General features: G+C 65.7%; 26 protein-coding genes. 13 read left to right on the top strand and 13 right to left on the bottom strand.

Annotated elements, in window-relative coordinates; all coding sequences use genetic code 11:
• Positions 1–70: 70 nt before the first annotated feature.
• The 6 genes from WS45_RS17310 to WS45_RS35675 all read right to left on the bottom strand — a co-directional run bounded on the left by WS45_RS17310 (position 71) and on the right by WS45_RS35675 (position 3262).
• Positions 71–526 carry a hypothetical protein gene (locus WS45_RS17310; protein ID WP_059701025.1) on the bottom strand — a complete coding sequence of 152 codons (456 nt, stop codon included), beginning with the start codon at positions 524–526 and terminating at the stop codon, positions 71–73.
• Between the two features lie 181 nt (positions 527–707).
• A complete protein-coding gene (locus WS45_RS17305; RefSeq protein WP_059452422.1) occupies positions 708–947 on the bottom strand; it encodes a hypothetical protein in 240 nt (79 codons plus the stop codon).
• Positions 931–1440, bottom strand: a complete 510-nt coding sequence (locus tag WS45_RS17300) for a hypothetical protein (RefSeq protein ID WP_257140490.1) — start codon at positions 1438–1440, stop codon at positions 931–933. Before WS45_RS17300 ends, WS45_RS17305 begins: the two co-directional genes overlap by 17 nt.
• Before the next feature lie 90 nt (positions 1441–1530).
• Positions 1531–1980, bottom strand: coding sequence for a CBS domain-containing protein (locus WS45_RS17295; protein WP_059693042.1), 450 nt, complete (start codon positions 1978–1980; stop codon positions 1531–1533).
• Between the two features lie 61 nt (positions 1981–2041).
• Complete coding sequence (locus WS45_RS17290; protein WP_059537382.1) at positions 2042–2692, bottom strand: BON domain-containing protein; 651 nt, start codon at positions 2690–2692, stop codon at positions 2042–2044.
• 72 nt (positions 2693–2764) lie between these two features.
• Positions 2765–3262 carry a hypothetical protein gene (locus WS45_RS35675; protein ID WP_257140487.1) on the bottom strand — a complete coding sequence of 166 codons (498 nt, stop codon included), beginning with the start codon at positions 3260–3262 and terminating at the stop codon, positions 2765–2767.
• Positions 3263–3553: 291 nt separating this feature from the next.
• Here WS45_RS35675 and WS45_RS17280 point away from each other — a divergent pair, with 291 nt between their 5' ends.
• The 4 genes from WS45_RS17280 (at position 3554) to WS45_RS17265 (ending at position 5483) form a co-directional block, all read left to right on the top strand.
• Positions 3554–3769, top strand: a complete 216-nt coding sequence (locus tag WS45_RS17280; protein WP_059536706.1) for a hypothetical protein — start codon at positions 3554–3556, stop codon at positions 3767–3769.
• 120 nt (positions 3770–3889) lie between these two features.
• Complete coding sequence (locus tag WS45_RS17275; protein WP_059452417.1) at positions 3890–4552, top strand: phosphoribosyltransferase; 663 nt, start codon at positions 3890–3892, stop codon at positions 4550–4552.
• A 161-nt stretch (positions 4553–4713) separates the two neighbouring features.
• Complete coding sequence (locus tag WS45_RS17270) at positions 4714–5133, top strand: hypothetical protein (RefSeq protein ID WP_059700860.1); 420 nt, start codon at positions 4714–4716, stop codon at positions 5131–5133.
• On the top strand, positions 5061–5483 hold the full coding sequence (locus WS45_RS17265; protein ID WP_257140486.1) for a GYD domain-containing protein: 423 nt from the start codon (positions 5061–5063) through the stop codon (positions 5481–5483). The genes WS45_RS17270 and WS45_RS17265 overlap by 73 nt, the downstream gene beginning before the upstream one ends.
• Here the strand turns inward: WS45_RS17265 and WS45_RS17260 are convergent.
• Positions 5455–7788: an FAD-dependent oxidoreductase gene (locus WS45_RS17260; RefSeq protein ID WP_059700859.1), complete on the bottom strand. Its 2334-nt coding sequence runs from the start codon at positions 7786–7788 to the stop codon at positions 5455–5457. The two genes, WS45_RS17265 and WS45_RS17260, sit on opposite strands and share 29 nt — an antisense overlap.
• Complete coding sequence (locus tag WS45_RS17255; protein ID WP_059700858.1) at positions 7785–8318, bottom strand: flavodoxin family protein; 534 nt, start codon at positions 8316–8318, stop codon at positions 7785–7787. The genes WS45_RS17260 and WS45_RS17255 overlap by 4 nt, the downstream gene beginning before the upstream one ends.
• A gap of 145 nt (positions 8319–8463) precedes the next feature.
• On the opposite strand from WS45_RS17255, the gene phaZ reads away from it, so the two are divergent.
• Positions 8464–9678 carry a polyhydroxyalkanoate depolymerase gene (gene phaZ, locus WS45_RS17250; protein ID WP_059700857.1) on the top strand — a complete coding sequence of 405 codons (1215 nt, stop codon included), beginning with the start codon at positions 8464–8466 and terminating at the stop codon, positions 9676–9678.
• A gap of 51 nt (positions 9679–9729) precedes the next feature.
• Here phaZ and ppsA read toward each other — a convergent pair whose 3' ends face one another.
• Both ppsA and WS45_RS17240 read right to left on the bottom strand, forming a co-directional pair.
• Positions 9730–12141 carry a phosphoenolpyruvate synthase gene (ppsA, locus tag WS45_RS17245; RefSeq protein WP_059700856.1) on the bottom strand — a complete coding sequence of 804 codons (2412 nt, stop codon included), beginning with the start codon at positions 12139–12141 and terminating at the stop codon, positions 9730–9732.
• 239 nt (positions 12142–12380) lie between these two features.
• Entirely contained in the window at positions 12381–12761 is a 381-nt protein-coding gene (locus WS45_RS17240; protein WP_257140485.1) for a class I SAM-dependent methyltransferase, read from the bottom strand.
• Between WS45_RS17240 and WS45_RS17235 the strand changes: the two genes are divergently transcribed.
• Positions 12738–12986 carry a hypothetical protein gene (locus tag WS45_RS17235; RefSeq protein ID WP_236873301.1) on the top strand — a complete coding sequence of 83 codons (249 nt, stop codon included), beginning with the start codon at positions 12738–12740 and terminating at the stop codon, positions 12984–12986. The genes WS45_RS17240 and WS45_RS17235 overlap by 24 nt on opposite strands.
• A 289-nt stretch (positions 12987–13275) precedes the next feature.
• Positions 13276–15465: a hybrid sensor histidine kinase/response regulator gene (locus WS45_RS17230; protein ID WP_059700855.1), complete on the top strand. Its 2190-nt coding sequence runs from the start codon at positions 13276–13278 to the stop codon at positions 15463–15465.
• A gap of 50 nt (positions 15466–15515) precedes the next feature.
• Here WS45_RS17230 and WS45_RS17225 read toward each other — a convergent pair whose 3' ends face one another.
• The gene (locus tag WS45_RS17225; RefSeq protein ID WP_059701024.1) at positions 15516–16226 is read right to left on the bottom strand and encodes an MgtC/SapB family protein; all 711 of its coding nucleotides are present in this window, start codon (positions 16224–16226) and stop codon (positions 15516–15518) included.
• A 406-nt stretch (positions 16227–16632) separates the two neighbouring features.
• Here WS45_RS17225 and WS45_RS17220 point away from each other — a divergent pair, with 406 nt between their 5' ends.
• Both WS45_RS17220 and WS45_RS17215 read left to right on the top strand, forming a co-directional pair.
• The gene (locus WS45_RS17220) at positions 16633–16917 is read left to right on the top strand and encodes a helix-turn-helix domain-containing protein (RefSeq protein ID WP_059700854.1); all 285 of its coding nucleotides are present in this window, start codon (positions 16633–16635) and stop codon (positions 16915–16917) included.
• On the top strand, positions 16907–18211 hold the full coding sequence (locus WS45_RS17215) for a HipA domain-containing protein (protein ID WP_059700853.1): 1305 nt from the start codon (positions 16907–16909) through the stop codon (positions 18209–18211). Before WS45_RS17220 ends, WS45_RS17215 begins: the two co-directional genes overlap by 11 nt.
• A 41-nt stretch (positions 18212–18252) precedes the next feature.
• Here the strand turns inward: WS45_RS17215 and WS45_RS17210 are convergent, their stop codons facing one another.
• Positions 18253–18636 carry a hypothetical protein gene (locus WS45_RS17210; RefSeq protein ID WP_059537393.1) on the bottom strand — a complete coding sequence of 128 codons (384 nt, stop codon included), beginning with the start codon at positions 18634–18636 and terminating at the stop codon, positions 18253–18255.
• Between the two features lie 249 nt (positions 18637–18885).
• Here WS45_RS17210 and WS45_RS17205 point away from each other — a divergent pair, with 249 nt between their 5' ends.
• The 4 genes from WS45_RS17205 to WS45_RS17190 all read left to right on the top strand — a co-directional run bounded on the left by WS45_RS17205 (position 18886) and on the right by WS45_RS17190 (position 20719).
• Positions 18886–19326 carry an Hsp20/alpha crystallin family protein gene (locus WS45_RS17205; RefSeq protein ID WP_059700852.1) on the top strand — a complete coding sequence of 147 codons (441 nt, stop codon included), beginning with the start codon at positions 18886–18888 and terminating at the stop codon, positions 19324–19326.
• A 15-nt stretch (positions 19327–19341) separates the two neighbouring features.
• On the top strand, positions 19342–19749 hold the full coding sequence (locus tag WS45_RS17200) for an Hsp20/alpha crystallin family protein (protein ID WP_059536744.1): 408 nt from the start codon (positions 19342–19344) through the stop codon (positions 19747–19749).
• Between the two features lie 155 nt (positions 19750–19904).
• Positions 19905–20105 (top strand): hypothetical protein, encoded by a 201-nt coding sequence (locus WS45_RS17195; RefSeq protein WP_257140484.1) that lies wholly within the window; start codon positions 19905–19907, stop codon positions 20103–20105.
• A 50-nt stretch (positions 20106–20155) separates the two neighbouring features.
• On the top strand, positions 20156–20719 hold the full coding sequence (locus WS45_RS17190; protein ID WP_059536746.1) for an Hsp20/alpha crystallin family protein: 564 nt from the start codon (positions 20156–20158) through the stop codon (positions 20717–20719).
• A 608-nt stretch (positions 20720–21327) separates the two neighbouring features.
• Here WS45_RS17190 and WS45_RS17185 read toward each other — a convergent pair.
• Complete coding sequence (locus tag WS45_RS17185) at positions 21328–21750, bottom strand: amino acid-binding protein (protein ID WP_059536754.1); 423 nt, start codon at positions 21748–21750, stop codon at positions 21328–21330.
• Between the last annotated feature and the right edge of the window lie 42 nt (positions 21751–21792).

Raw genomic sequence — 21792 nt, 5'->3', positions numbered from 1 at the left:
TCCCGCGCCGCTCGCGTGCATTCGTGCAGCCTGTAGCCGGCCGCTGCGATACGGACAAGCGTCGCTTCCGTCATTGCGGCGCGGGGCCCGGGGTCGACGGAACCGCGGTCCACACGCCATTGCACGACGCGACATACGGATAGTATCCGCGCGGGTCGTTGCAGTAGTACCACGCGCGCGCAGGCGGCAGCCGCGCCGGCGTCGGCGGCGGCCGCTGAACGACGATCGCCGGCGGAATGTAGGTCGGATACGGATACATCGGTTCAGGATAGATGTACCAGTAGCCGTCGACGACCCACCACCACGCGTAGCGCCCGCCGTGCCAGTCCTGGACCCATCGACCACGCTGCCATAGCGTACGCTCCCTCGGCGCGAAATGGCGAAAGTCCCGGCCGTGGAAATCGCGACCGCGGAAATCCTGGCGGGGCACATGGCGCGCATGCTGCGCATGTGCGGGCTGCGTCGGCACGCAGCATGCGGCCGCGCACACGACGAGCAAGCGGCATGCGCGTCCGAGCCTGTTCATGGTCGTCATTCTTCGCGGAGATGCGATCCATCGTATTGAGGCCGCGCCGCGCAGCTTTGACCGGGATCAACGCATGCCCGCGGCCTGGCGGGACGCCGGCGACGCGGCATTCGCAGGCTTCAGGTCATGCCGTGGTCGCCGGTTCGCATGCGGCGTGGATGACGGTGAACAACGCCGTCCGTCAGTACGTGAACGTGTCCGATTTCTTCATCTCGACCCACGTCATTCCGCTGCGCAGCCCCTCCAACGCGGCCTCGCGCTCGGTCGCGAATACCCGGTGATGCGGGAAAACATGCTCGCACTTGCAGTCGGGTGAGCGGACCGTCACGTGGACACGGCAGCGGTACCCGCCGGTCTCAACGCCAACCGTTTCGATCGCCACGGTCCAGTCCGCCTCGTTCAATTCACCGGAAATCGTCATGATTGCCCCTTTCCTTGCCGTGCGAGCGCATGCCGCTCCCATCATCGGTCGCGCCACGCCGCGAGCCGCGATGGCGATATCCGGCCCGCCGCCTGAAGAGCCATATCGGGCCGGCGACGAGGCCCAGGATCGCCGCCCACAGCAGAAGCACGTAGCCGAACAATTGCCAGAATTCACCGACCCGCTGCTGCAGGATCCATGTGCGGTACGACGCGACGTCGCTCGCGGCATCCGGATACGACGCGCGATAAACGAACAGCGGCAGGCACACGTCCTGTTCGGGGAGCGGTGTCGTCAGCATCGATCCGGCCGGCCGGGCACCCACGCGTCCGCATTCCGACGCGGTCATGCCGGCCACGACACCGGTGCTTACCGGATGGTCGTGGATCGCGCCGAGCCACGTCGTCGCGCTCGACAGCAGCAGGCAGAGACCGATTGCGCCGAGCCACCGGCGCATCCGGTTGCGCGGGTCGGTATGCCGGCCGCGTGTCATGGATTCGCGCGCGTCCGGAGGGCGCGTCGCACCGGCATCGAGACCGCCGCTGCGCCATGCGCGGCGCGACGGAAGCGGGAACCGACCGGATCAGCCACGTTGCTTCTCCTCGAAATACGGCTGGCGGGCCGCCACGAGCCGCAACTCGTCGAGCAGCGCCGCGGCCGCGCGCAGCAGATCGTCGAGCGAGACGATGCCGACCAGTTCGCCGTCGCCGCCGACGACCGGCAATCGACGGACGCCGTGCTGACGCATCCGCTTCGCGAGCAGCCAGAGGTCGTCGTCGACGTTCGCGGTCGCGACGGGCGCCGACATGATGTCACCGACGAACAGCGAGCCGGCCTGCGCATCGGGGCTGACCACCGTCAGCACGATGTCGCGATCGGTCACCACACCGACCGGCACGCATCGCCCCTCCTGTTCGCGCACGACGATCAGATCGCCGGCGTGCGCGTCGCGCATCATTTCAGCCGCCTCGACGACGGTTGCTTGTGCCGAACACGTGGCAACATCGCGGGTACAGAGCATCGCGGCATTCATGTTCGTTCTCCCGGCCGGGGCGAGGCGGACCCTCGATCGAGGTCCGCCGCCGCCCGAACCATCATGCAACGGTAAGTTGATCGACCACGTCGCGCACGCCCGGCGCCGACCATGCGGCATCGAAGGCAAGCCGCCGTTCGCCCAGCGAGCCGACCTGGCCGGTCAACGTCACGCAACCGTCCTGAACGGTAATGCCGACGTGTGCGGCCTCTTCCGTTGCATGCCGAATCAAGGCCGCCTGGATCTTGCCCGCGATGTCGGATTGCGTCGGATGCGGCCGGACATGAATCTCGTTGATGATCCGGGTGACGCCGCGCAGCCGCTCGACAGCCCGCTCCGCCTCCTGCATCTGGTAGCTCCACATCACCTCGCCCGACAGCGTCACGCATCCGTTCTCGACCGTGACGTGCACGGCCTGCTCGCCAAGCCCCGCATCCCACATCAGGAGCGAGCGCGCTGCGATGGCCAAGTCCTCGTCCGAGCGACGCTTGCCGTCGTCCGTTTGCACCTCGAGTTCCAGCACGATGCCGCGCACGCCTTCGATACGCTCGACGGCCTTGCGCACCGCGACCTTCTCCAGATAGCTGGCGACGTGCCCGGTCAACGTCACGATGCGTTCGTGCACTTCCACGCCAATGCGAACCGCATCGATCGACGGGTCCCACTCGAGTTCCTGCTCGACGTCCTTCTTCAGTTCGCTGTCGCTTTTCATGGCCATCGACTCCTGTCCGCAATCGATGAAAACAACGGTAATTCCCGCTGCCCCGCGTGGAATTGATACAGGTCAGCGCGCGGCGTGGTGCGCGATCGCAACCGATGTTTCCGCCGCGATCGCGCGAAACGCAGTCGTGACGTCGACGTTGCTCCCTTGCCTGGCGCGATCGCGTCTGACGAGTCGCAACACCATCTGGCGCCCGTCGGCCGACAGGCGAGCGGGCGCCTCGGCAAGCGACGCTGCATCCAGTCGAACGAGACCGCGATCGACGAGGCAGCGCAGATCGGCGGGGTCGCCCTGCTGGCGCCGCGGCTCGCTGGCGAGCACCATCAGGATCGCGATTTCGTGGGGACTCAGCAGCCGGTCGCCATCGGCGCCGATCGGGTGGTGTTTGTGACGCGTGGCAGCCGACACGCTCAGTGCCGAAGCTTCGCAACGGGAAATGATCTGGCGATTCGGCGTGTTCGTAAGCAAGGCGGGCATGATGGTGTCCGTATCATGAACGTGAAGGCGCAGACGGCACGGAACATGTCGATAGCGGTCGAGAGCGACATGCGAGAACGTCAATATTCGCTCCTGCCGGGCAAGCGTTATTGATGCAGGTCATCCGGTAGACGCGAGCGATCGAAACGCCCCCCGATTCGTCTGATGCAACCATCGAAGCGCCGATGCGCACGCCTCGCAAAACCGGGCGGGGTTGCTTGCCCTGGCCTTCGCATTGAACGTCTCGTCACCTCGTACTGCCAATCACTTTTCAGTTACCGAAAAATCGGATGAATTCGATGCATTGAGTGAAATCAAGACGCGCCCGATATCGGAAATCCAACATGGGTCATGTCAATGCAACGGAGACCACGCATGAACTGGTACTGCGACGTCGAACGCGAGCTGTCACATATCGAAGGATCCATTCGTCTGCTGGAGCAGACCCGATCCTGCTTTCACAAGCAGACATCCATCACCGCCCCCGCGTACTGGCGCACAAGACTGAATACCGTCAGACAGACGGCCGAGCGGAACAGGACGCTGCTGCGGCGGACCGATGAGATCCTCGCACGGCTCGAACGGCTTTGATCGCTACGTGTAGTTCGACGGCGATCGGGCGACCGCGGGCCCGACCGTGCCCTGGCTTCGACAACGGAATTTCGCGCCAGCGCGCAGCAACGCACGCCCCCGGCGCCAACAGGAGGTGAAATGATCTTCGACGACCGCCGGGACGCGGCCAATCAGCTTGCGTCCGTGCTTCAGGCCTACCGTGGCGAACGCCCCCTGGTTCTTGCGATACCACGCGGCGCATTGATACTGGGGAGCATCCTCGCAACGCGCCTCCATGGCGACCTCGACGTCGTGCTGGTGCGAAAGTTGCGCGCGCCATGGCACCCGGAACTCGCGATTGGCGCGATCGACGAATCCGGCTGGTGCTATTTGTCGCGCGACGCCGTGCGTATGGCGATTCCGTCACGCTACCTGGAAGCGGAACAGCACGAGCAACTTGCCGTGCTTGCGGCACGCAGGACGCACTATGCGCGTTTCCGCCCGCCCGTCGTCCGGGAAGATCGCATCACGATCGTGGTCGACGACGGCATCGCGACCGGCGCGACCATGATTGCCGCGCTACACGCAGCGCGCATGGGTCGCCCGCGACTGCTCGTCTGCGCGGTACCGGTCGCCTGCGCGCGCGGCCTCGATGTAGTCCGCCCCTATGCAGACGAGGTGGTGTGCATCGAGCAGTCCGACGAAGCCTTCTCGGTCGGCGCGTTCTATCGCTCGTTTTCTCAGGTGGACGACGACGAGGCCGTCGCGATACTGGCAGCGGCGTGCCGGTCGCGGACCGGAGAGGACACGGTGCCCCGCTGACAGAATGGCAGGCAGGCGCGCGCTGCCGAGGCCACCGCGGCTGATATGCCGAACGGTCCTGACTGCTGCGGTTGACCTCCATCAACGTTCGCGCGCGACATCGCTCATAGATTGCAAGGGAACACGCGGAGCAATCCGTTCCGCCATTCCGGACGCCACCCATGCCAAACGAAACCGAAGCTCGCCGCGCCTTGCTCGTGCATCTGGGCAGCATTCTGCGAACGCTCAGTTGCGTGCTCGAATACGAGCCGGATGACATGACGCTCGATTCGCTGCTGGCCGCACAGCCGATGCTCACGGACATTCCACTGCTGAATCATGTGTTCGCGCACACGACCGTGCGTGAATTCACGCGCGCCGTCCTCCACGCATACTGCCTGTGGCCGCAGCTGTTGCTCGACGAGCCGCTCGATCGCGATGCCCTCGCGGAGCCCGTGTGCGCTTGGCTGTTCTCCGACAACCCGGGAGGCTGGGCTCGGTATGTCGCGTCGCTCCGTGCCGAGATTCCATGGTTCGGGCAAGGCTTGGGACCGTCATCGTCGTCCGCCCGGCGACCGGCTCGCACATCGCCGATCGCGTGATCGACCGTCCATTCCTGGCCCGTCACGGGGCGACACCCTGGGGATTCGTCATGCCTACCTTTGTCATGCTTACACGCGTGTCGCCGGACGCAGTCAAGACGCCGGAGAAACTGGCCGAGCTCGAGCATCACGCCGTCCACCGATTGCAGAAGACGTGCGGTCAGATCGAATGGCTGCACAATTTCGCATTGATGGGCCGCTATGATTATCTCGACATTTTTACCGCCCCCGATCTGGACACCGCCTTCAGAATTTCCGCCGGCATGCGCACACTGGGCCACGCGAGCGTCGAAATCTTCCCCGCCGTGGAGTGGAAAGTGTTCAAGGCGTTGGTGGCCTCGCTCGACTAGGCCGGCCGGCTGCGCCCCCGAGCGGTTCCGTTGCATTGGACTCGAGCACTGCGAGCGCCGCGCTGCGGCCGAGTTCAAACAGCGCTGCAATCGATGTATCGGAAAAATCGAAGTCGCGCGCGAAAGTGTCCCTCGCTCCGGCGAGGCCATCCAGCGCGATCCTGAAGACCCGTACGGGCGCACGACTCCCCATCAGTCGGATGTATTCCGGGAGTTGTCGCATGCGTGCTGCCGTTTCCGGATCAAGCTGGCTGGTTATACGTTCGACGAGATCGCGAAAGTCGTTCTCGTTTTCCTCGAACCGCAGGTCGTTACGAACCCGATCGGCATAGACGATCTCGTCGCGCCGCAGCATGACCTCGATCAGGTTCGACGGCAACGGGCGCGACCCGGAAAACAAATCGACAACAAACACGCGCCCTGCTATCCGCCCGCACCGTTCGATCACGAGATCGAGCGGCGAGTTGCTGATGATGCCGCCGTCCCAGTAAGCGCGGCCGTCGATGCGCGTCCACGGCATCGCGGGCGGCAGGCTGCCGCTGGCGAGCAGGTGCTCGGGCGTGATGCGATCGACATAGCTGTCGAAGATGCGCCGTTCCCCGCTTTCCACGTCCACTGCTCCAAGCAGCAGGCGCGTCGCGCTGCCCGCCAGGGCGTCGAAATCGACATGGCGGCGCAGTAGCGCGAGCATTGGTTGCGTGTCGTAGCAGCTCGTCCACCACGGAGCAAGGCCGGACGGCGGAATCCCGTCAGGCCACCAGTGCGGCCGAAGGAAATTCGGAACGCCGAATAGCGCGATATGCCACGCGAGCAACGCATGTCCCGCATAGGCGGACGATGGCACGCCCACTGGACTCCTGATCGACAGTTCGCGCCAGAATGCGTCGAGTGCTTCGGCCGCATGCCCCGGATGGCTCGCGGCGATCGCGCCGTTGAACGCGCCGATCGACACGGCCGCGATCACATCCGGACGGACGCCCCGCGCCTCGAGCGCGGTGATCGCGCCGCTTTCGAATGCGCCGAGCGCACCGCCACCCTGCAGGATCAGGACCGTTTGTGCGGGCAGTTCGCACAGCCGCAATACGTCGTGCGTCGCAGCCCCGACTTGCGCGCCGAGATTGACCCGATGGCGGATCGTCTCCTCGGCGGCGGTCATTTCATCCGCGCGGACACCGATCGAGAACATCGCACGCAGGACATGATGTCTCAGATAGAGCAACGAGTACGGAGCATGCGGGAATCGGCCCTGTTCGACGACTTCGGTCGCATCGGCAGCGTTGCCGAGGAAGTTGTACGGTACATCGAATACATTTCCGTAGAAAATCGATACATCCCGATAAGGCAAGCGCGCACCGCGCATGTTCCTGGCGGCCAGGCGCCCCTGACGCACCGCATTGTCCCAGTGCTCGATACGCCTCTGCACGCCGAATACCGGGTCGCGAAACCGCGCGACGTCGCCGGCCGCATGGACGTCCGGATCCGACGATTGCAGGCATTCGTCGACAAGCACGCCATCCACTGTCGCAATGCCACTGCCCGCGAGAAACCCGCAGTTCGGCTCGACGCCCACGGCAATCACGACGAGGTCGCATTCGATGACGCAACCGTCGGCAAGCACGGCCGCCTCGATCGATTGCTTTCCGATGAAGCGCTCCACCGTCGTTCCGGTTCGAACGTCGACGCCACGCGTCGCACACAACCCGGCAAAGTGAACGGACAGCCGAACGGAATTCAGCTGCGGCAACAGCCGCTCGCAGCGTTCGACGAGCGTGACATCCAGACCGCGCTCGCGCAGCGTGGCCGCCGCCTCGAAACCTGTGAAGCCTCCGCCCACGACAAGCAGGCGTCGTCGCCGGGCGGCGTTGTCGCGAAGCACGAGCGCGTCGTCGAGGTCGTGAAGGTGACCGATGCCCGCCAGCGTTGCCCCCGGCACCGCCAGACCGCGTGGCGACGCACCGGTCGCGATCAGCAGCTTGCCGTACTGTACCGCGGAGCCATCCTCCAGCCTGACGACATGCGCGCCGCAGTCTACCGACGCGACCCTCGCTCCCAGAAGCAGGTCGATCCTGCGCATCTCGTAGAACCCCGCCGGGTGTATCGCGATTGCCGCCGGAGCGAGGTTTCCTGCGAGAAATTCCTTTGTCAGCGGCTGTCTCTGATACGGCAGCACGTGTTCGCCGCACAGGATCGCGATGCGAGCGGACGGATCTTCGCGCCGCAACGCATGCGCCGCGGACACGCTGGCAATGCCGCCTCCGACCAGCACATGATCGTAGTCGCGCTTGCCCCCAGACTGCGCCGTCACGTTGCCCGCTCCCCGCTCATGCGCCGTTCGCGGTCGGCAAGCCGGTGAGCGATCGACCGTGCGAAATGGGCGAGCTTCCCGGCGGCCAGGCCGCGACCGATATCGCGTCCGGAAATCGCGCACGTCGCGATCGGCGCCTGCCGTGCCAGCGCCTGCATCTGCCCGAATGCTGTCAGGTCGCCGCGCTGGCCCATCGTGCAGAAGAATGCGGTCGCGCGCAGTTCGCTCCCGTGCCGCGCGAGCCAGCTCGAAACCGGCGTCGATGCACGACCCGCCCAGACCGGCGTGCCTATCACGACCACATCGTATGCGGACGGCGAACAGGCCGTCGGCCGGAGGTCCGCGGCACGATCGCGGATCACGTCGGCGAGCGAACGCAGGAAGCCGACGGCCCCCGCCCGCCGCCGATCGTCGACTTCCTGAAGCCGTTCGCAATCCGCGTCGAGTTCCGTGGCAAGCCGGCGCGCAATCGCCGCCGTCGTTTCACTGCGCGAGTAGAAAACGACGAGCATGCGTCGAGACGTGTCCATATTCCGCTCCGTGCATCCGTCCGGGATCCGTAGACCAGCTTATGCACCGCCGATCGGGGCGACGCTGATGCAGGTCAAACCGTCGCGGCACGATCGGGCGACAGTAGGCTTGTTCGAATTTCCCGCGATTTTCCGCCCATGCGCCATGTGGTATGACCTGATCGAACAGCAGCGGCAATGGCTGCGAACGTGGGACGCGGCGGCGCGCTTCACGTGCGGTCTCTGGCCCGATGTCGCGTCGTCGTGCTACGCCGACCTGTTCGAACCCCTGCTCGACCTGCATGCCGATGCGCCACGGTTCGCCATCGATTCGGTCGACGTGGACGGCCGTCGAATCGACGTCGACGAAACGATCGTCGCGCACACGCCGTTTTGCACGCTGCGCCGCTTCTCGCACGCGGGTGCGCGACGCGTGATCCTGCTTTGCGTGCCGCTGGCCGGCCATGCGGCCGTAATGATGCGGGAGACGGTCGAGACGCTGCTTGTCGACGGCGACGTGTGCATCACCGACTGGATCGATGCGCGCGATGTGCCGTGCGACGCGGGCCGATTCGGCCTCGACGAATATGTGTCGATGCTCGACCGCTTCATCGATACCCTGCTGGCGGACGCGCGTCCGGTGCACGTCGTCGCGGTCTGTCAGGCGACGTTTCCGTCGCTTGGCGCCATCGCGCTGCGCGCGCAACGCGACGCCGCGCTGCCGGCGAGCCTGACGTTGATCGGCGGCCCGCTCGATGCCCGCATCAATCCGAGCGCGCTCGGAACCGCTGCCCGCTCGCATTCGCTCGACTGGTGTCGCGCCACGCTGATCGATACGGTGCCGCATGGCTTCGCCGGATGCGGGCGACAGGTCTTTCCGGCCTATCTTCAGCGCGCCGAGATCGCGCTCACCTACCCGCAACACTACATGGCGCTCGTCAATGGCTATCGGCAAGCGGTGTCGAGCGGCGACGCCGACGCACTCGCAACCGCCCGCCGGGCGCTGCGCGAATACCTGACGCTTCTCGACATGCCGGCCGAATACTTCCTCGATACGGTCGACATCGTTTTCCAGCGCGCATGCCTGGCAAATCGAACGTGGCACGTCCACGGCCAGCGGGTCGAGCCCGCCGCGTTGCGCTCGATCGGGTTGCTGACCGTCGAAGGCAAATGCGATGCCGTCACCGGTGCCGGCCAGACCCATGCCGCGCTGGCGATGTGCAGCGGTCTCGCAGCGAATGCGCGGCAACGCGTCGACATCGACGATTGCGACCACTACGGACTCTTTACCGGCGATCACTGGCGCACCGACGTGCATCCTGTACTGCAGGCGGCGTTCGCCCGCGCCGAACACGGCGGGGCGCGCTCGTGCGCGGCGTGATGCGCCGTCCGCCCGGCCCGGTATGGTCGTCATGCAATCATCCGACACCGTTCATTCCGGCGACGCACGCTCGCCTGGCGCAGCGTTTTCCGCGGCGGCCACGCGCCGCTTGACCGCGATGAAGCTGTCGGGGCTGACGGAAATCGAGTCGATGCCGCACGCGACGAGAAAATCGGCGAATGCCGGATGATCGCTCGGCGCCTGGCCGCACAGGCCGACTTTCGCCCCCGCGTTGCGCGCGGATTCGATCACGCGGGCGATCATCCACTTCACGGCTTCGTTCTGTTCGTCGAACAATCCGGCCAGTTCCGCCGAATCGCGGTCCACGCCGAGCGTCAATTGGGTCAGATCGTTGCTTCCGATCGAGAAGCCGTCGAAGCGCTGCGCAAACTGGCTCGCCAGAATGACGTTCGACGGGATTTCGCACATCACGTAGATCTGCAATCCGTCTTCGCCGCGCTTCAGACCGTTGGCGGCCAGGACCTCGAGCACGCGGTCCGCCTCGTCGAGCGTCCGGCAGAACGGGATCATCACGACCACGTTCCTGAATCCCATGTCGTTTCGCAGCCGCGCGATCGCCCGGCATTCGAGCGCGAATCCGTCACGGTAGCGCGGCGAATAGTAGCGTGACGCGCCGCGAAATCCGAGCATCGGATTTTCTTCCTGCGGTTCGAACTGCGCGCCGCCGACCAGATGCGCGTACTCGTTCGTCTTGAAGTCGCTCATGCGCACGATCGCCGGCGCGGGATGACAGACCGCCGCGATACGCGCGAGGCCGTGCGCCAGCCGGTCGACGAAATAGTTCGACGGGTCGTCGTACCCCGACGTCAGCGCAGCGATCTCGCGCTTCGCATGCGCGTCGGTCAGCGCATCGTAGTGGGCCAGCGCCATCGGGTGAACCTTGATATGGTTGCTGATCACGAACTCCATGCGCGCGAGGCCGATTCCGTCGGCGGGCAGTCGCCACCATCTGAACGCCGCGGCCGGATTCGCGAGATTCAGCATGACTTGCGTGCGGGTGGCCGGCAGGTCGGTCAGGTCGATCGCCTCCACGTGGTATTGCGCGATGCCTTCGTACACGAACCCGGCCTCGCCCTCCGCGCACGATACCGTCACCTCCTGCTGATCGTGCAGCATGCGGGTCGCGTTGCCGGTGCCGACGATGGCCGGCAATCCCAGTTCGCGGCTCACGATCGCGGCATGCGAGGTGCGGCCGCCGTGATCGGTGATGATCGCGGCGGCGCGGCGCATCACCGGCAGCCAGTCGGGATCGGTCGTGTGCGTCACCAGTACCGCGCCGTCGACGAATCGCCCCATGTCGTGCGGACTATCGATCACGCACACGCTGCCGGCCGCGATCGCCTCGCCGACACTGACGCCGGTGAGCAGCTTGCGGCCGGTCTGACCAAGTCGGTAGGTCTTGATGGCGCTGGCTTCGCGCCGCGACTGCACCGTTTCGGGACGTGCCTGCACGACGAACAGTTCGCCGCTTATGCCGTCCTTTGCCCACTCGATATCCATCGGCTGGCCATAATGCGCCTCGATCGCGCAGGCCCACTTCGCAAGGGCCAGGATGTCGCGGTCCGGCAGCACGAAGGTGGCACGCTCGGCTTTCGAGGTCGGCACGTTGCGGGTCGGTGCATGCTCGTCGCGCGCATAGATCAGCTTGCATGCCTTGCCGCCGAGCGTCTTGCCGATGACGGGCGTGCACGCCGGATCGCCGAGCAATGGCTTGAACACCTCGTATTCGTCGGGGTCGACGGTGCCCTGCACGACATTCTCGCCAAGCCCCCACGCCGCGCTGATCAGCACCACCTTGTCGAATCCGGTTTCCGTGTCGAGCGAAAACATCACGCCGGCCGCGCCAAGGTCCGAACGCACCATCCGCTGCACGCCGACCGACAGCGCGACGCGCAGGTGATCGAAGCCCTTTTCTTCGCGGTAGGCGATCGCGCGGTCGGTGAACAGCGACGCATAGCACCGGCGGCACGCCGCGAGCAGCGCATGTTCGCCGCGCACGTTCAGGTAGGTTTCCTGCTGGCCCGCGAAGCTCGCGTCGGGAAGATCCTCGGCGGTCGCGCTCGAGCGCACGGCGACATCGACGTCGTCACCGCCGGCCTGTCGGCACAGTTGCCGATACGCGTCCCGGATCGCGTCGGCGATGTCGTCGGGCCAGTCTCCTTGGAGGATCGCCTGCCGGATCGACGCACCGGCGTCGGCGAGCGCCATCTTGCGTGCGCCGAACGCCTCGAGCGTGCTGCCGATGACTTGCCTCAATCCGTTCGCATCGATGAATCGCCAGTACGCATCCGCGGTCGACGCGAACCCGGGTGGCACGCTTACGCCGTGTGCAGACAGGTTGCCGATCAATTCGCCCAGCGATGCGTTCTTGCCGCCGACGCGTGCCACGTCGCCGCGCCGCAGGTCGTCGAACCAGACGACGTGTGCTTTCCCGTGATCCATGACGAGCCCTCCGATGGTCGCGGCCGAGTGACATGCGACAGGCGCGGTCCGGCATTGGCCGGCGCGGTCGGCCGAACACGGTCATCGTGGCCCGACACCTCGGCGTCTCTCGTGACCTGCATCAAGAACGGCGGCCAACGCGCGAACGGGGTATCCGGCTCGCGACGAGGGTTCGCTACCGGAGCAATGGCGTCACGGAATCCTGGCGCCCGATGACGCGGGTGACCGAGCCCCCCGCCTCACTGAAAGAACTTCGAAAGCCACCCCGGCGCCGCCGCACGATCGAAAACCACGTGCAATTCCGGGCTGAACGAGCCGAATTCGAGCCCATGCTGCGTCGCCAGCAGCGTCAGCGCCTGGCTCGTGTAGAACGAAATATGCCCGTTGCGCGGCACGCAATACCACCATTGCTCGATCCCGCGCGCAAGGATTTCCGGCGTGATCAGGGACGTCTGAAACAGCAGTGCGCCGGTAGGCCCCCTGTACCGGATGATGTCGGCGAACAGGCTTCGGGGATCCGGATGATGCTCGAAGACTTCGAACGACAGGATCGCATCGGATCGCTGCTCGGCCTGTGCGTCGAGGTGCCGCTCGCCGTGCTCGTTTCGCTGATGATGCATGGCGTCGACTGGAACGGGCCGCGTATCGCGATGCTCGTCGCGACACCGGTGCTGATCGCATGCACCGTGCTGCTGACCCGTCCGGTGGCATTCAGCACGGTATGGAAGCACAAGCGCTCGCCGTTCGAACTGGACGACAACGTGCGCGCATCCATCTACGGCCGGCTGACCGGCATCGCGCTCGGCCTCGTGTTCGGCATCATGGTCGCGACGACGTTTTCCTGATGACAGGCTTTCGCGCGTAACGCGTGCCGTCGAGCCCCCCCTCCCCCGCGCCACCCCGATCGCGCATCCGTCCTCCAATCCGCGGCAGAATTTACAAACGCAGCGTCACCCGGCGCCGCCCGCGCGTGCCGGGCTCACGCCGCACGGCCGTCGGGCCTGGGGGCGCGCGCGGCACGCGGCTTGCTCGCGTCGGCCCGGATATGGCCGCGGCACGGAATCGCCGGCCGCCAACGGCATTGCCTGGTCGTGAGCTATGAAAACTGCGCCTCCCCTGCTGGAATCGGCACCGATGCGGGCCGATCACTTCGTCCAGTTCTACGAGTCCGATGCGCAGCTCGTGTCGGAAGTCGCACTGTTCGCGGCCGAGGCGCTGCGCGTGGGCGGCAGCGCGATCGTGATCGCGCGACCCGATTGCCTTGCGGCGGTGCACGAACGCCTGCGTACGCTCGATGCGTCGATCGGCGACGCGGCCCGCGAGCGCATCTTCATGTCGAGCGCGCAGACGCTGCTCGACAGCTTCATGGACGGCAACCTCCCCGACCCCGCGCGCTTTCGCCGCTCGATCGGCACGATCGTCGAAGCGGCGGTCCGCGCCGGCCGCCCCGTGCATGCGTTCGGCGAAATGGTCGCGCTGCTGTGCGCGCAGCAGCGGTACGCCGGTGCGCTGCGGCTCGAAGCGCTATGGAACGAACTGGTCGAGCAACACCGCTTCTCGCTTTACTGCGGCTATCCGGTCGACGTGTTTCCCAGCACCGAGCAGTCGGAGACGTTCCGCCATGTCTGCGCGCTGCATCGCCGCATCCTGCCCACCGCATCGCTGCGCAACGACGAGAACGAGTTGCACCTGACGCTGGCGCTGTCGCAACAGCGCTCGCGCGCGCTGAGCGATGAAATCCGCCGTCGCGAGGACGCCGAACAGCAACGCAACGGCGTTCTGATGCACGCGCCGTTGCCGATCGCGCTGCTGTCGGGCGCCGCGCACCGGATCGTGCTCGCGAATCACCGCTTCTCGGCGCTGTGCGGCCGGACCGACATCGTCGACCAGCCGCTGACGGCCGTGCTGCCCGGCGGCGATACGCCGGCGATCGTGCGCGCGCTCGAAACCGCCCGCGCGCAGGGCCGCTCGACGACGATCGCCGAGCACCGCGACCGTCCCGAGCCGGACGGGGCCCGCGTGTACCGGCTGCATTTCAATCCGCAGCCGCTTGCCGACGGGCTTGGCGTGATCGTCAGCGCGGTCGAGGTGACCGAGCACGTCGCCGCGCGCGAGAAGCTCGTCGCCGCGAATGCCGAACGCGACCGGCTGCTCGGCGAACTGCGCGACGCGAATCAGGCAAAGGACCAGTTTCTCGCGGTGCTCGGCCATGAGCTGCGCAATCCGCTGACGCCGATCTCGCTCGCGCTGGAGCTGATCCGCAACCGCGACGGCCACGCGACGCCGAACGAGATCGCGATCATCCAGCGGCAGCTCGATCACATGGTCCGGCTGATCGACGACCTGCTCGACGTGTCGCGCATCACGCGCGGCAAGATCACGCTGAAGAAGGAAGTCGTGCAGCTCGCCGACATCGTCGACCATGCGGTCGAGGTCGCGAGCCCGCTGCTCGAGCAGCGCCGTCACCGCCTGCATGTCGACGCCGATCCGGACGCGCGCTGCCACGGCGACCCGGTGCGGCTGTCGCAGGTCATCGCGAACCTGCTGACCAACGCGGCGAAATACACGCTGCCGGGCGGCGACATCACGGTGCGCGCGGCCCACGGTTCAGACGGCACCGCGCTCGTCGAGGTATGCGACAACGGCGCCGGCATTCCGCGCGACCGCCTCGACAGCATCTTCGAGCCGTTCTACCGGCTCGACGGCGACGCGAAGCAGGCGCACGGCGGCCTCGGTATCGGCCTCGCGCTCGTGCGCAGTCTCGTGACCCTGCACGGCGGCACGGTGCGCGCGGACAGCGCCGGCCCCGGCTGCGGCAGCACGTTTACGATCTCGCTGCCCGAGTACCGGCCGAAAGCCTTGGCGATCGCCGCGCCGCAGCCGCCGCTCGGCATCCGCGACATGGCGCCGGGCCGCACCGGCCGGCGCGTGATGCTGGTCGACGACAACGAGGATGCCGCGTCGACGCTCGCGCAATGGCTGCGCGAGGCAGGCCACGAAGTCGCCGTCGTGCACGACCCGGTGACCGCGCTGGCCGCGTACCGCGCTTACCGTCCCGACGTCGCGATCCTCGACATCGGGCTGCCTGTGATGGACGGCTACGAGTTGCTGAGGCGGCTGAAGGCGATCAACGAAGTCACGCCGTGCATCTTTCTCGCGCTGACCGGCTATGGCCGCAACGCGGATCGCGAACGTTGTCTCGCGACCGGGTTTCTGCAGCATTTCGTGAAACCGGTCGACCCGGCCGCGCTTCATCTCGCGATGAGCCCGCCCGGAACGAACGGCGATGCGCACGACGGCGCCGAGCCGGAAGCCGGACGCTGAACGGGCCACGGGCCGCGCGACCAGCCGACGCCCGGAAGGCACCGTGCGGCTCAGTTCTCCGCGGAACAGCGGATCGAAGTCAGGTCTGCCAATTCGGCGATCCGGATCAGTCGAGGCAGCATCGCATCGGCGTTGGTCGGTTCGCGCCACGTTACGAGCAGTTCCTCCTCGCGCACGGCACGCGCGGCCGTTTCGCGAAAACCGCGCGTGCGGCACGCGAAGCCTGCGTCCCGCAGCCCGGTCGTCAGGCGGTCGCGCGTCGGCGAGCCGAGTTCGTATTCGATCGTGAGCAGTGCCGTCCTGACGCTCCGTACGCGCTGCTCGACCAACCGCAGCGGCCATACGACCAGGAGTCCGAGCACGAGCCCGAGCGCGCCAAGCGACAGCTGGCCGCCGCCGATGCACAGACCGACCACCGTCACGAACCACAGCGTCGCGGCCGTGGTGACGCCGGATACGAGGCCGTCGCGATGGAGAATCGCGCCGCCGCCGATGAAGCCCATCCCGGTCAGGATGCCGAGCGGCAGGCGCATCAGGTCGAGCACCGAGAACGCGCCCTCCGGCTTGCCGGCCTGCAGCAGCAATGCATTGACCTGAAGCATCGCCAGGCACGCGGCAAGGCAGACGAGGATCGTCGTGCGCAGCCCGGCCGTCTTGCCGGATTCGCTGCGATCGAGGCCGATCAGCCCGCCCGCGACCAGCGCGAGGGCGATCCTGACGAGGACCGCATCCCACTGAAGTACGACCGGCATGGGCTCCATGCGCGCCTCCATTCAAGTCCGTCATTGCGTGACGCGTCGCGGCGCTTGCGGGGCGCAAGGTTCGGGCCCGATCTGTTGGCGGAACGACGGACGCGCGCGGCGCCGGCCGTCGACGACGAACGTTGGCTCGCTGACCGTGACCGTCGCCGGCTCCATGCACCCTCGCCGGCCTGGCCGGTCACCTGCGCATGCGATCAGCACAACGCCGAGCCCTCTTTTTCGTATCCGACTGGATACGGAGATGATTTCAACAGGCAGCTCCAGTAGCTTCTGTTCCCGATCGGGTACGAAATGAGGTCTCAAGTCATTTCCCCGCATCTCCGTTCCTGCACGGATACGAAGTAATGCTTCAGCCGACCAGTTGTGCAATACTGTTCCCGATCAGATACGGAGCACGGAGAACGTCATGTCGGAATCCCAGTCCGTCGACACGATCGGCGCGCTCGCCCACCTCATCCGCGCGGCGCGGCTCCAGCAGGGGTTCACGCGCGACGAACTCGCGAACGCGACCGGGCTGTCGCCGAAATTCATCAGCCAGGTGGAAGCCGGAAAGCCGACCGCGCAAATCGGCAAGGTCATGATGCTGCTCGGCGAACTGGGCGTGCGCCTGTACGCCGAGTCGTCGGTCGAGATTTCGGAAGCCACCGCGTTGAAGGCCTCGCAACGCCGCAGGAGCAATCATGGCGGCTAGAACGCTGATCGCCTCCGCCAACGGCGAGCGCATGGGCACGCTGACCGACGACAAAGGCATCTGGTCGTTCGCGTACGACCCGCAATGGCTCGCATCCCCGACCGCCTATCCGCTGTCGCCGGCGTTCGCGCTGCGCGCGGGCACCTTCACCGATACGTCGACCGATCGCCCGGTCCAGTGGTTCTTCGACAACCTGCTGCCGGAGGAAGGCATGCGCACGTCGCTCGCGCGCGAGGCAAAGGTCGATGCCGCCGACGCGTGGGGCCTGCTCGCGTACTTCGGGCGCGAATCGGCCGGCGCGCTGACGCTGCTGGCCGACGGTGAACAGGAAGCGCCCGGCAGCCTGCAGCCGCTGCCGCTCGACGAGCTCGAACGCCGGATCCAGGCGATGCCCGAGCGTGCACTGACGGCCACCGCGCCCAAGCGCATGTCGGCGGCCGGCGCGCAGCAGAAGCTGCTGGTGGTGCTGCGCGGCGACGCACCCGACTACGCGCTGTACGAGCCGGTCGGCAGCGAGCCGTCGATGCACCTGCTCAAGCCGGACATGCGCGCGGCCGGCTACCCGCACTCGGCGATCAACGAATTCTTTTGCATGAAGCTCGCGAAGAAGATGGGCCTCGACGTGCCCGACGTGCACTTCCTGCGCGCGCCGTCGGCGTGCTACGTGATCGACCGGTTCGACCGCGACGTCGCGTCGGCGCCGGCCGGGCGCGTGCATACGATCGACGCAATGCAGCTGCTCAACTACGACCGCGGCTTCAAGTACCAGCGCGCGAATGCGCAGGAGCTTGCCCGCGCGATCGACCGCACCAGCACGCGCGCGCTGGCGCGTCTGTCGGTGTTCCGCTGGACCGTGTTCAACGTGGTGGTCGGCAATGCCGATGCGCACCTGAAGAACCTGTCGTTCTTCGTCGACGCGCGTGGTTACCGGCTCGCGCCGTTCTACGACATCGTCAGCACGGTCGTGTATCACACGCCGACGCACCGGCCCGACCATCGCGGCGATTACTGGCCGCACTGCGAACTGACGATGCCGCTCGGCACCGCGACGCGGTTCGTCGATATCGATGCGGATGCGCTGATCGCGTTCGGACAGGCACTCGGGCTCAGGGACAAGGCGGCGGCCAGCGAACTGCGGCGTTTCCTCGAACCGCTCGATCGCCACGTCGCGCAGACGCTCGATGACGTGCGGGCAATCGCCCGCCCGGACGCCGGGGAGACGCGGTTGCTGAATTCGATCGCGGCGATGCCGATCGCCGAGATGGGGCGCGCGCTTCGGTCGACGGGTGATTGAGTACGGATATCGAAAAAGGCGCGCCGGTTCAGGCAGATCGGTCAGCGGAGCGGCGGCGTCGTACTCAGCTTCTCCGACAGCATCCGCTCGTACACGCCAAAGTGCAGATCGACCTCCTTTTGCGTGACGGGCGTGACCGTGATGTTGATCTGGTCAGGCAACAGGCCCAGCACGACCGCGACCGCGGCTTCAAGTTGCGGTGCACAAGCCTTGTCCTCCGCCATCGTCGTGCCGACCAGCACATCGTAGGTCTTTTCCTGCCGGCAGACGATCTCGACGAGTCGCGCCCGCGCGCTCATGTTGTTGTCGATCGCCAGCCTGACGACCTCGGTCACGGTACGCATCGTCTCGGTCGGAAAGCCCTTCGTCGAGCGCAGCCGGATACGATGCCTGCCCAGCGTAAGCCAGTCCGTATCGAATTCCATGGCGTCCTCCGCATGCAGTTCCAAGCCGGTGCGATGATAGGTTCCAGCGCCGAAATTTCAAGTCCAAAAATCCGGCGACGCCCCTTGAAATTTTCCGCAGAATGCCTATCTTGAGTTTCGCTCAGGCAGACGCGCGAACCGTTTCATCCCGCGCGCTGCGTGTTTCGATTTGTTTGCCGGCAGTCCGGCAGGCGAACTGGAGCGCGTAGGCCCGTTCGCCTCCCGATTGCCATCAAGGAGGATACGATCATGAGCGATCTTTACTTCGGAACCGACCTCTTCAGCGAGTTCGACCGCCTGCAGCAGCAGATGGCGCAACTCTTCGGCGGCTTCCCGTCCAGCATCCGCGCCAGCCGGCTGGGCGCATTTCCCCAGATCAACGTCGGCGCGACGGACGAGTCGATCGAGATCGTTGCCTTCGCCCCGGGCATCGACGCCGCCGAACTCGACGTATCGATCGACAAGGGCTTGCTGACCATCAGCGGCGAACGCAAATCGGCACAACCCGACCCTGGAAGCGAGACGCGTACGTATGCGCAGGAGCGCTTTGTCGGCACCTTCCGGCGCGTCATCGAGCTGCCCGACACCGCCGATCCCGACAAAGTCCAGGCGCGCTACGAAAATGGCTGCCTGTCGATCAGCATCGGCAAGCGCGAGTCGTCCAAGCCACGCGCCATCACTGTCCAGTAACTCCAGGAGCCGATCATGAACGACATGACCCAACTGGCTGAACGCGCCCCGTCCGCAGTCACGCGTCGCGACACGGAGCAGGCCACGCGCCGGATCACCCTCACCCCTGCCGTCGACATTTACGAGGGCAATCAGGGCGTCACACTGTGGGCGGATCTACCCGGCGTGACGAAGGACAAACTGGACGTCAAGGTTCACGACAGCAGCCTCTCGATCGAGGCCGAGGCGGTCGTGCCGACGCCGGCAAACCTGCGCCTGCAGCATGCCGAGGTCCGCGAGCCGCACTTCGCCAGGACGTTCACGCTGTCACCGGACTTCGATACGTCGAAGATCGAGGCAAACCTCCAGGACGGGGTGTTGAAGCTGACGATCCCGCGTCGCGACGAGGCTCGCCCACGGCGCATTGAAGTCAGGACCGGCTGACCCTTCGGCAACGGCGGGTCGGGAACACGGGCGGCGGGGAAAGCGCCGCCGCCCGTCGCGAACCAGGCGCGGCAGGAACCGGTGTCCGATGCCGCTCAGGAGTCCTGTAAAGGGCATGCGTCCGCATCGTCCCCGTTCGACAGATCGCGACACGCATGTCCACACCGGATGGCCACATCGCCATCGTCCGGATCGAACGGAATGATGAGGTGTCGGCCGATTGGCATCTGACGCGTTTCGGCGAGCACTGGACAAGCAGGGCCGAAGCGCGGTGCGGTGCGCTCGGGTACGCGGTGAAGCCGATCGATCGCGGCGTGCCCGGAGCAGTCGAAGCTCGGGGCACGCCTGCTACCTGACGGACTGGCCGCCACGCTCGAAACGGATTGAAGCTGAATCGGAGGACGCCATGAATACCGATCTGAAAAAGTGGAATCCCTTCAAGTTCCTTCGTGGAACTGCCCGCAAGTCCGACGGAGAAGGCCCGGAAAACCCGCCGACGAGCGAACAGTGGCGGGCCGCGTGGCCCGACATGCCGAGATTGTTCTCACGTGAACCGTGGCGTACGGTGGAGGAGTTCTTTCATGACCCGTTCGCAGGCCGTGGCGCGCTCGAGCGATGGTTCGGCGACTTCAGTTCATCGCGCTTCCAGCCGCGCATCGACGTCGTCGATGAAGGACCGGTGCTGCGCGTGACCGCCGAACTGCCCGGAATGAAGCGCGAAGATCTGAAAGTGAGCATCGAGGACGGGGCAATCGTGCTGCGCGGAGAGAAAAAGCAGGACGTACGCAGCGAGGAAAATGGCTGTTACCGGCTGGAGCGCGCCCATGGAAGCTTCGTGCGCACGATCCCGATGCCGGAATACGCCGCCCCCGATCGCACGTTGGCAAAGTTCGATAACGGTGTACTCACGTTGACCGTGCCAAAGTCGGAGCCGACGCAGACCGTGAGTCGCACGATCGATATATGTTAGGGCAACTATGCAAAAAGTCCCCATCGACGAGCGCCCGATCGTAGAGGGGACGAATCTGCATTTCCATCTTCCGAGCGATCAAAGGATCGCCAATAAGGGAGTCGGGCTGCGGGTACCGGGACGCGTGGAACGCCGCAGTGCAGCGGAGCCAATGTCTGGCGGATTGCGAAATAGAGGCGCCCATCGCACGCTTCAAGAGGGCGTGAAAACAGCTCTTTGTAACAAATTGCTTCTGATCGCCAGCGAAACGCGATGGCCGCTGCCGAGGCGACGTATGGTGCGGCCGCGCCCGCATTGCCGGGATCGCGTTGGGCGCAAGGCTATTCAGGGGGTGTCATATGCCAACGGGCAACGTCACGGAGAATCACGGCCGCAAGATCCGGCCTGCGGTGACCAGCGAACGAAAGCGACAAGCGGGGGCAATGGGCGATGCTGGATAAATAAGACAGGATAAGTATTCTTATCACAATGCGTCGACTTTCATTCAAAACTCAACCGCGAATGATTACCGTCGAGCTATTCAATCCCTCCTGCCCTCGCACTGTACTTGCCGCATATGGCACGACGAAGCGCGAAGACACGCAAAGGCAGCGGGAGACAACGGCTAGTCAAGCCCTTTGCAAAATATCCATCGCCCGCTCGGCGTCGGCCAGCGAGTCGAGCGCGAGATAAGCAATGAACTGCGAGCCCAGCACGGCAGCGGATACGCCGCGGAGATTGATCCCGCCGTCCGACAGTTTCTGGGTCAGCTCCGCGATGATCCCCGCTTGGTCCAGTCCCATCACACGGATGGAGTGAAGGCCCGAAGTGGCATTGAATCCCGCCTGCGTGGCAGCGCGGATCTCCTTGTCTCCCTGCAGCGGCGCGACAAATACGACCCCTTTGCCTGGTGCTTCCGGTGCGCGCCGGGCGACAACGAATTGCAAATCCGCGCCAGCATCCCGCAACGCGTTCAAAACGTGCGCAAGACCGCCCGGCTTGTCCTCGATGGTGGCCGCCCAAACGTCAACGCGTTCGACGAACAGTTCCATGCCCCCTCCAGAAAATCGGACCTCGATGAAGACAATCTATGT

This window comes from Burkholderia sp. RF2-non_BP3 (assembly GCF_001522185.1).
Taxonomy (GTDB): domain Bacteria; phylum Pseudomonadota; class Gammaproteobacteria; order Burkholderiales; family Burkholderiaceae; genus Burkholderia; species Burkholderia diffusa.
Note: the sequence above shows the minus strand (reverse complement) of the source record. Positions and strands in the feature narration are given on the sequence as shown.

Bases quoted from the DNA above. Each gene is read 5' to 3' on its own strand.
- WS45_RS17290 (WP_059537382.1), bottom strand. From the start codon at position 2,692: ATGAAAAGCGACAGCGAACTGAAGAAGGACGTCGAGCAGGAACTCGAG.
- WS45_RS17310 (WP_059701025.1), bottom strand. From the start codon at position 526: ATGAACAGGCTCGGACGCGCATGCCGCTTGCTCGTCGTGTGCGCGGCC.
- WS45_RS17280 (WP_059536706.1), top strand. From the start codon at position 3,554: ATGAACTGGTACTGCGACGTCGAACGCGAGCTGTCACATATCGAAGGA.
- WS45_RS17295 (WP_059693042.1), bottom strand. From the start codon at position 1,980: ATGAATGCCGCGATGCTCTGTACCCGCGATGTTGCCACGTGTTCGGCA.
- WS45_RS17210 (WP_059537393.1), bottom strand. From the start codon at position 18,636: ATGGAATTCGATACGGACTGGCTTACGCTGGGCAGGCATCGTATCCGG.
- WS45_RS17300 (WP_257140490.1), bottom strand. From the start codon at position 1,440: ATGACACGCGGCCGGCATACCGACCCGCGCAACCGGATGCGCCGGTGG.
- phaZ (WP_059700857.1), top strand. From the start codon at position 8,464: ATGTGGTATGACCTGATCGAACAGCAGCGGCAATGGCTGCGAACGTGG.
- WS45_RS17225 (WP_059701024.1), bottom strand. From the start codon at position 16,226: ATGGAGCCCATGCCGGTCGTACTTCAGTGGGATGCGGTCCTCGTCAGG.
- WS45_RS17270 (WP_059700860.1), top strand. From the start codon at position 4,714: ATGCCAAACGAAACCGAAGCTCGCCGCGCCTTGCTCGTGCATCTGGGC.
- WS45_RS17275 (WP_059452417.1), top strand. From the start codon at position 3,890: ATGATCTTCGACGACCGCCGGGACGCGGCCAATCAGCTTGCGTCCGTG.
- WS45_RS17230 (WP_059700855.1), top strand. From the start codon at position 13,276: ATGCGGGCCGATCACTTCGTCCAGTTCTACGAGTCCGATGCGCAGCTC.
- WS45_RS17200 (WP_059536744.1), top strand. From the start codon at position 19,342: ATGAACGACATGACCCAACTGGCTGAACGCGCCCCGTCCGCAGTCACG.
- WS45_RS17265 (WP_257140486.1), top strand. From the start codon at position 5,061: ATGGTTCGGGCAAGGCTTGGGACCGTCATCGTCGTCCGCCCGGCGACC.
- WS45_RS17220 (WP_059700854.1), top strand. From the start codon at position 16,633: ATGTCGGAATCCCAGTCCGTCGACACGATCGGCGCGCTCGCCCACCTC.
- WS45_RS17255 (WP_059700858.1), bottom strand. From the start codon at position 8,318: ATGGACACGTCTCGACGCATGCTCGTCGTTTTCTACTCGCGCAGTGAA.
- WS45_RS17205 (WP_059700852.1), top strand. From the start codon at position 18,886: ATGAGCGATCTTTACTTCGGAACCGACCTCTTCAGCGAGTTCGACCGC.
- ppsA (WP_059700856.1), bottom strand. From the start codon at position 12,141: ATGGATCACGGGAAAGCACACGTCGTCTGGTTCGACGACCTGCGGCGC.
- WS45_RS17240 (WP_257140485.1), bottom strand. From the start codon at position 12,761: ATGCATCATCAGCGAAACGAGCACGGCGAGCGGCACCTCGACGCACAG.
- WS45_RS17195 (WP_257140484.1), top strand. From the start codon at position 19,905: ATGTCCACACCGGATGGCCACATCGCCATCGTCCGGATCGAACGGAAT.
- WS45_RS17215 (WP_059700853.1), top strand. From the start codon at position 16,907: ATGGCGGCTAGAACGCTGATCGCCTCCGCCAACGGCGAGCGCATGGGC.
- WS45_RS17185 (WP_059536754.1), bottom strand. From the start codon at position 21,750: ATGGAACTGTTCGTCGAACGCGTTGACGTTTGGGCGGCCACCATCGAG.
- WS45_RS17190 (WP_059536746.1), top strand. From the start codon at position 20,156: ATGAATACCGATCTGAAAAAGTGGAATCCCTTCAAGTTCCTTCGTGGA.
- WS45_RS17305 (WP_059452422.1), bottom strand. From the start codon at position 947: ATGACGATTTCCGGTGAATTGAACGAGGCGGACTGGACCGTGGCGATC.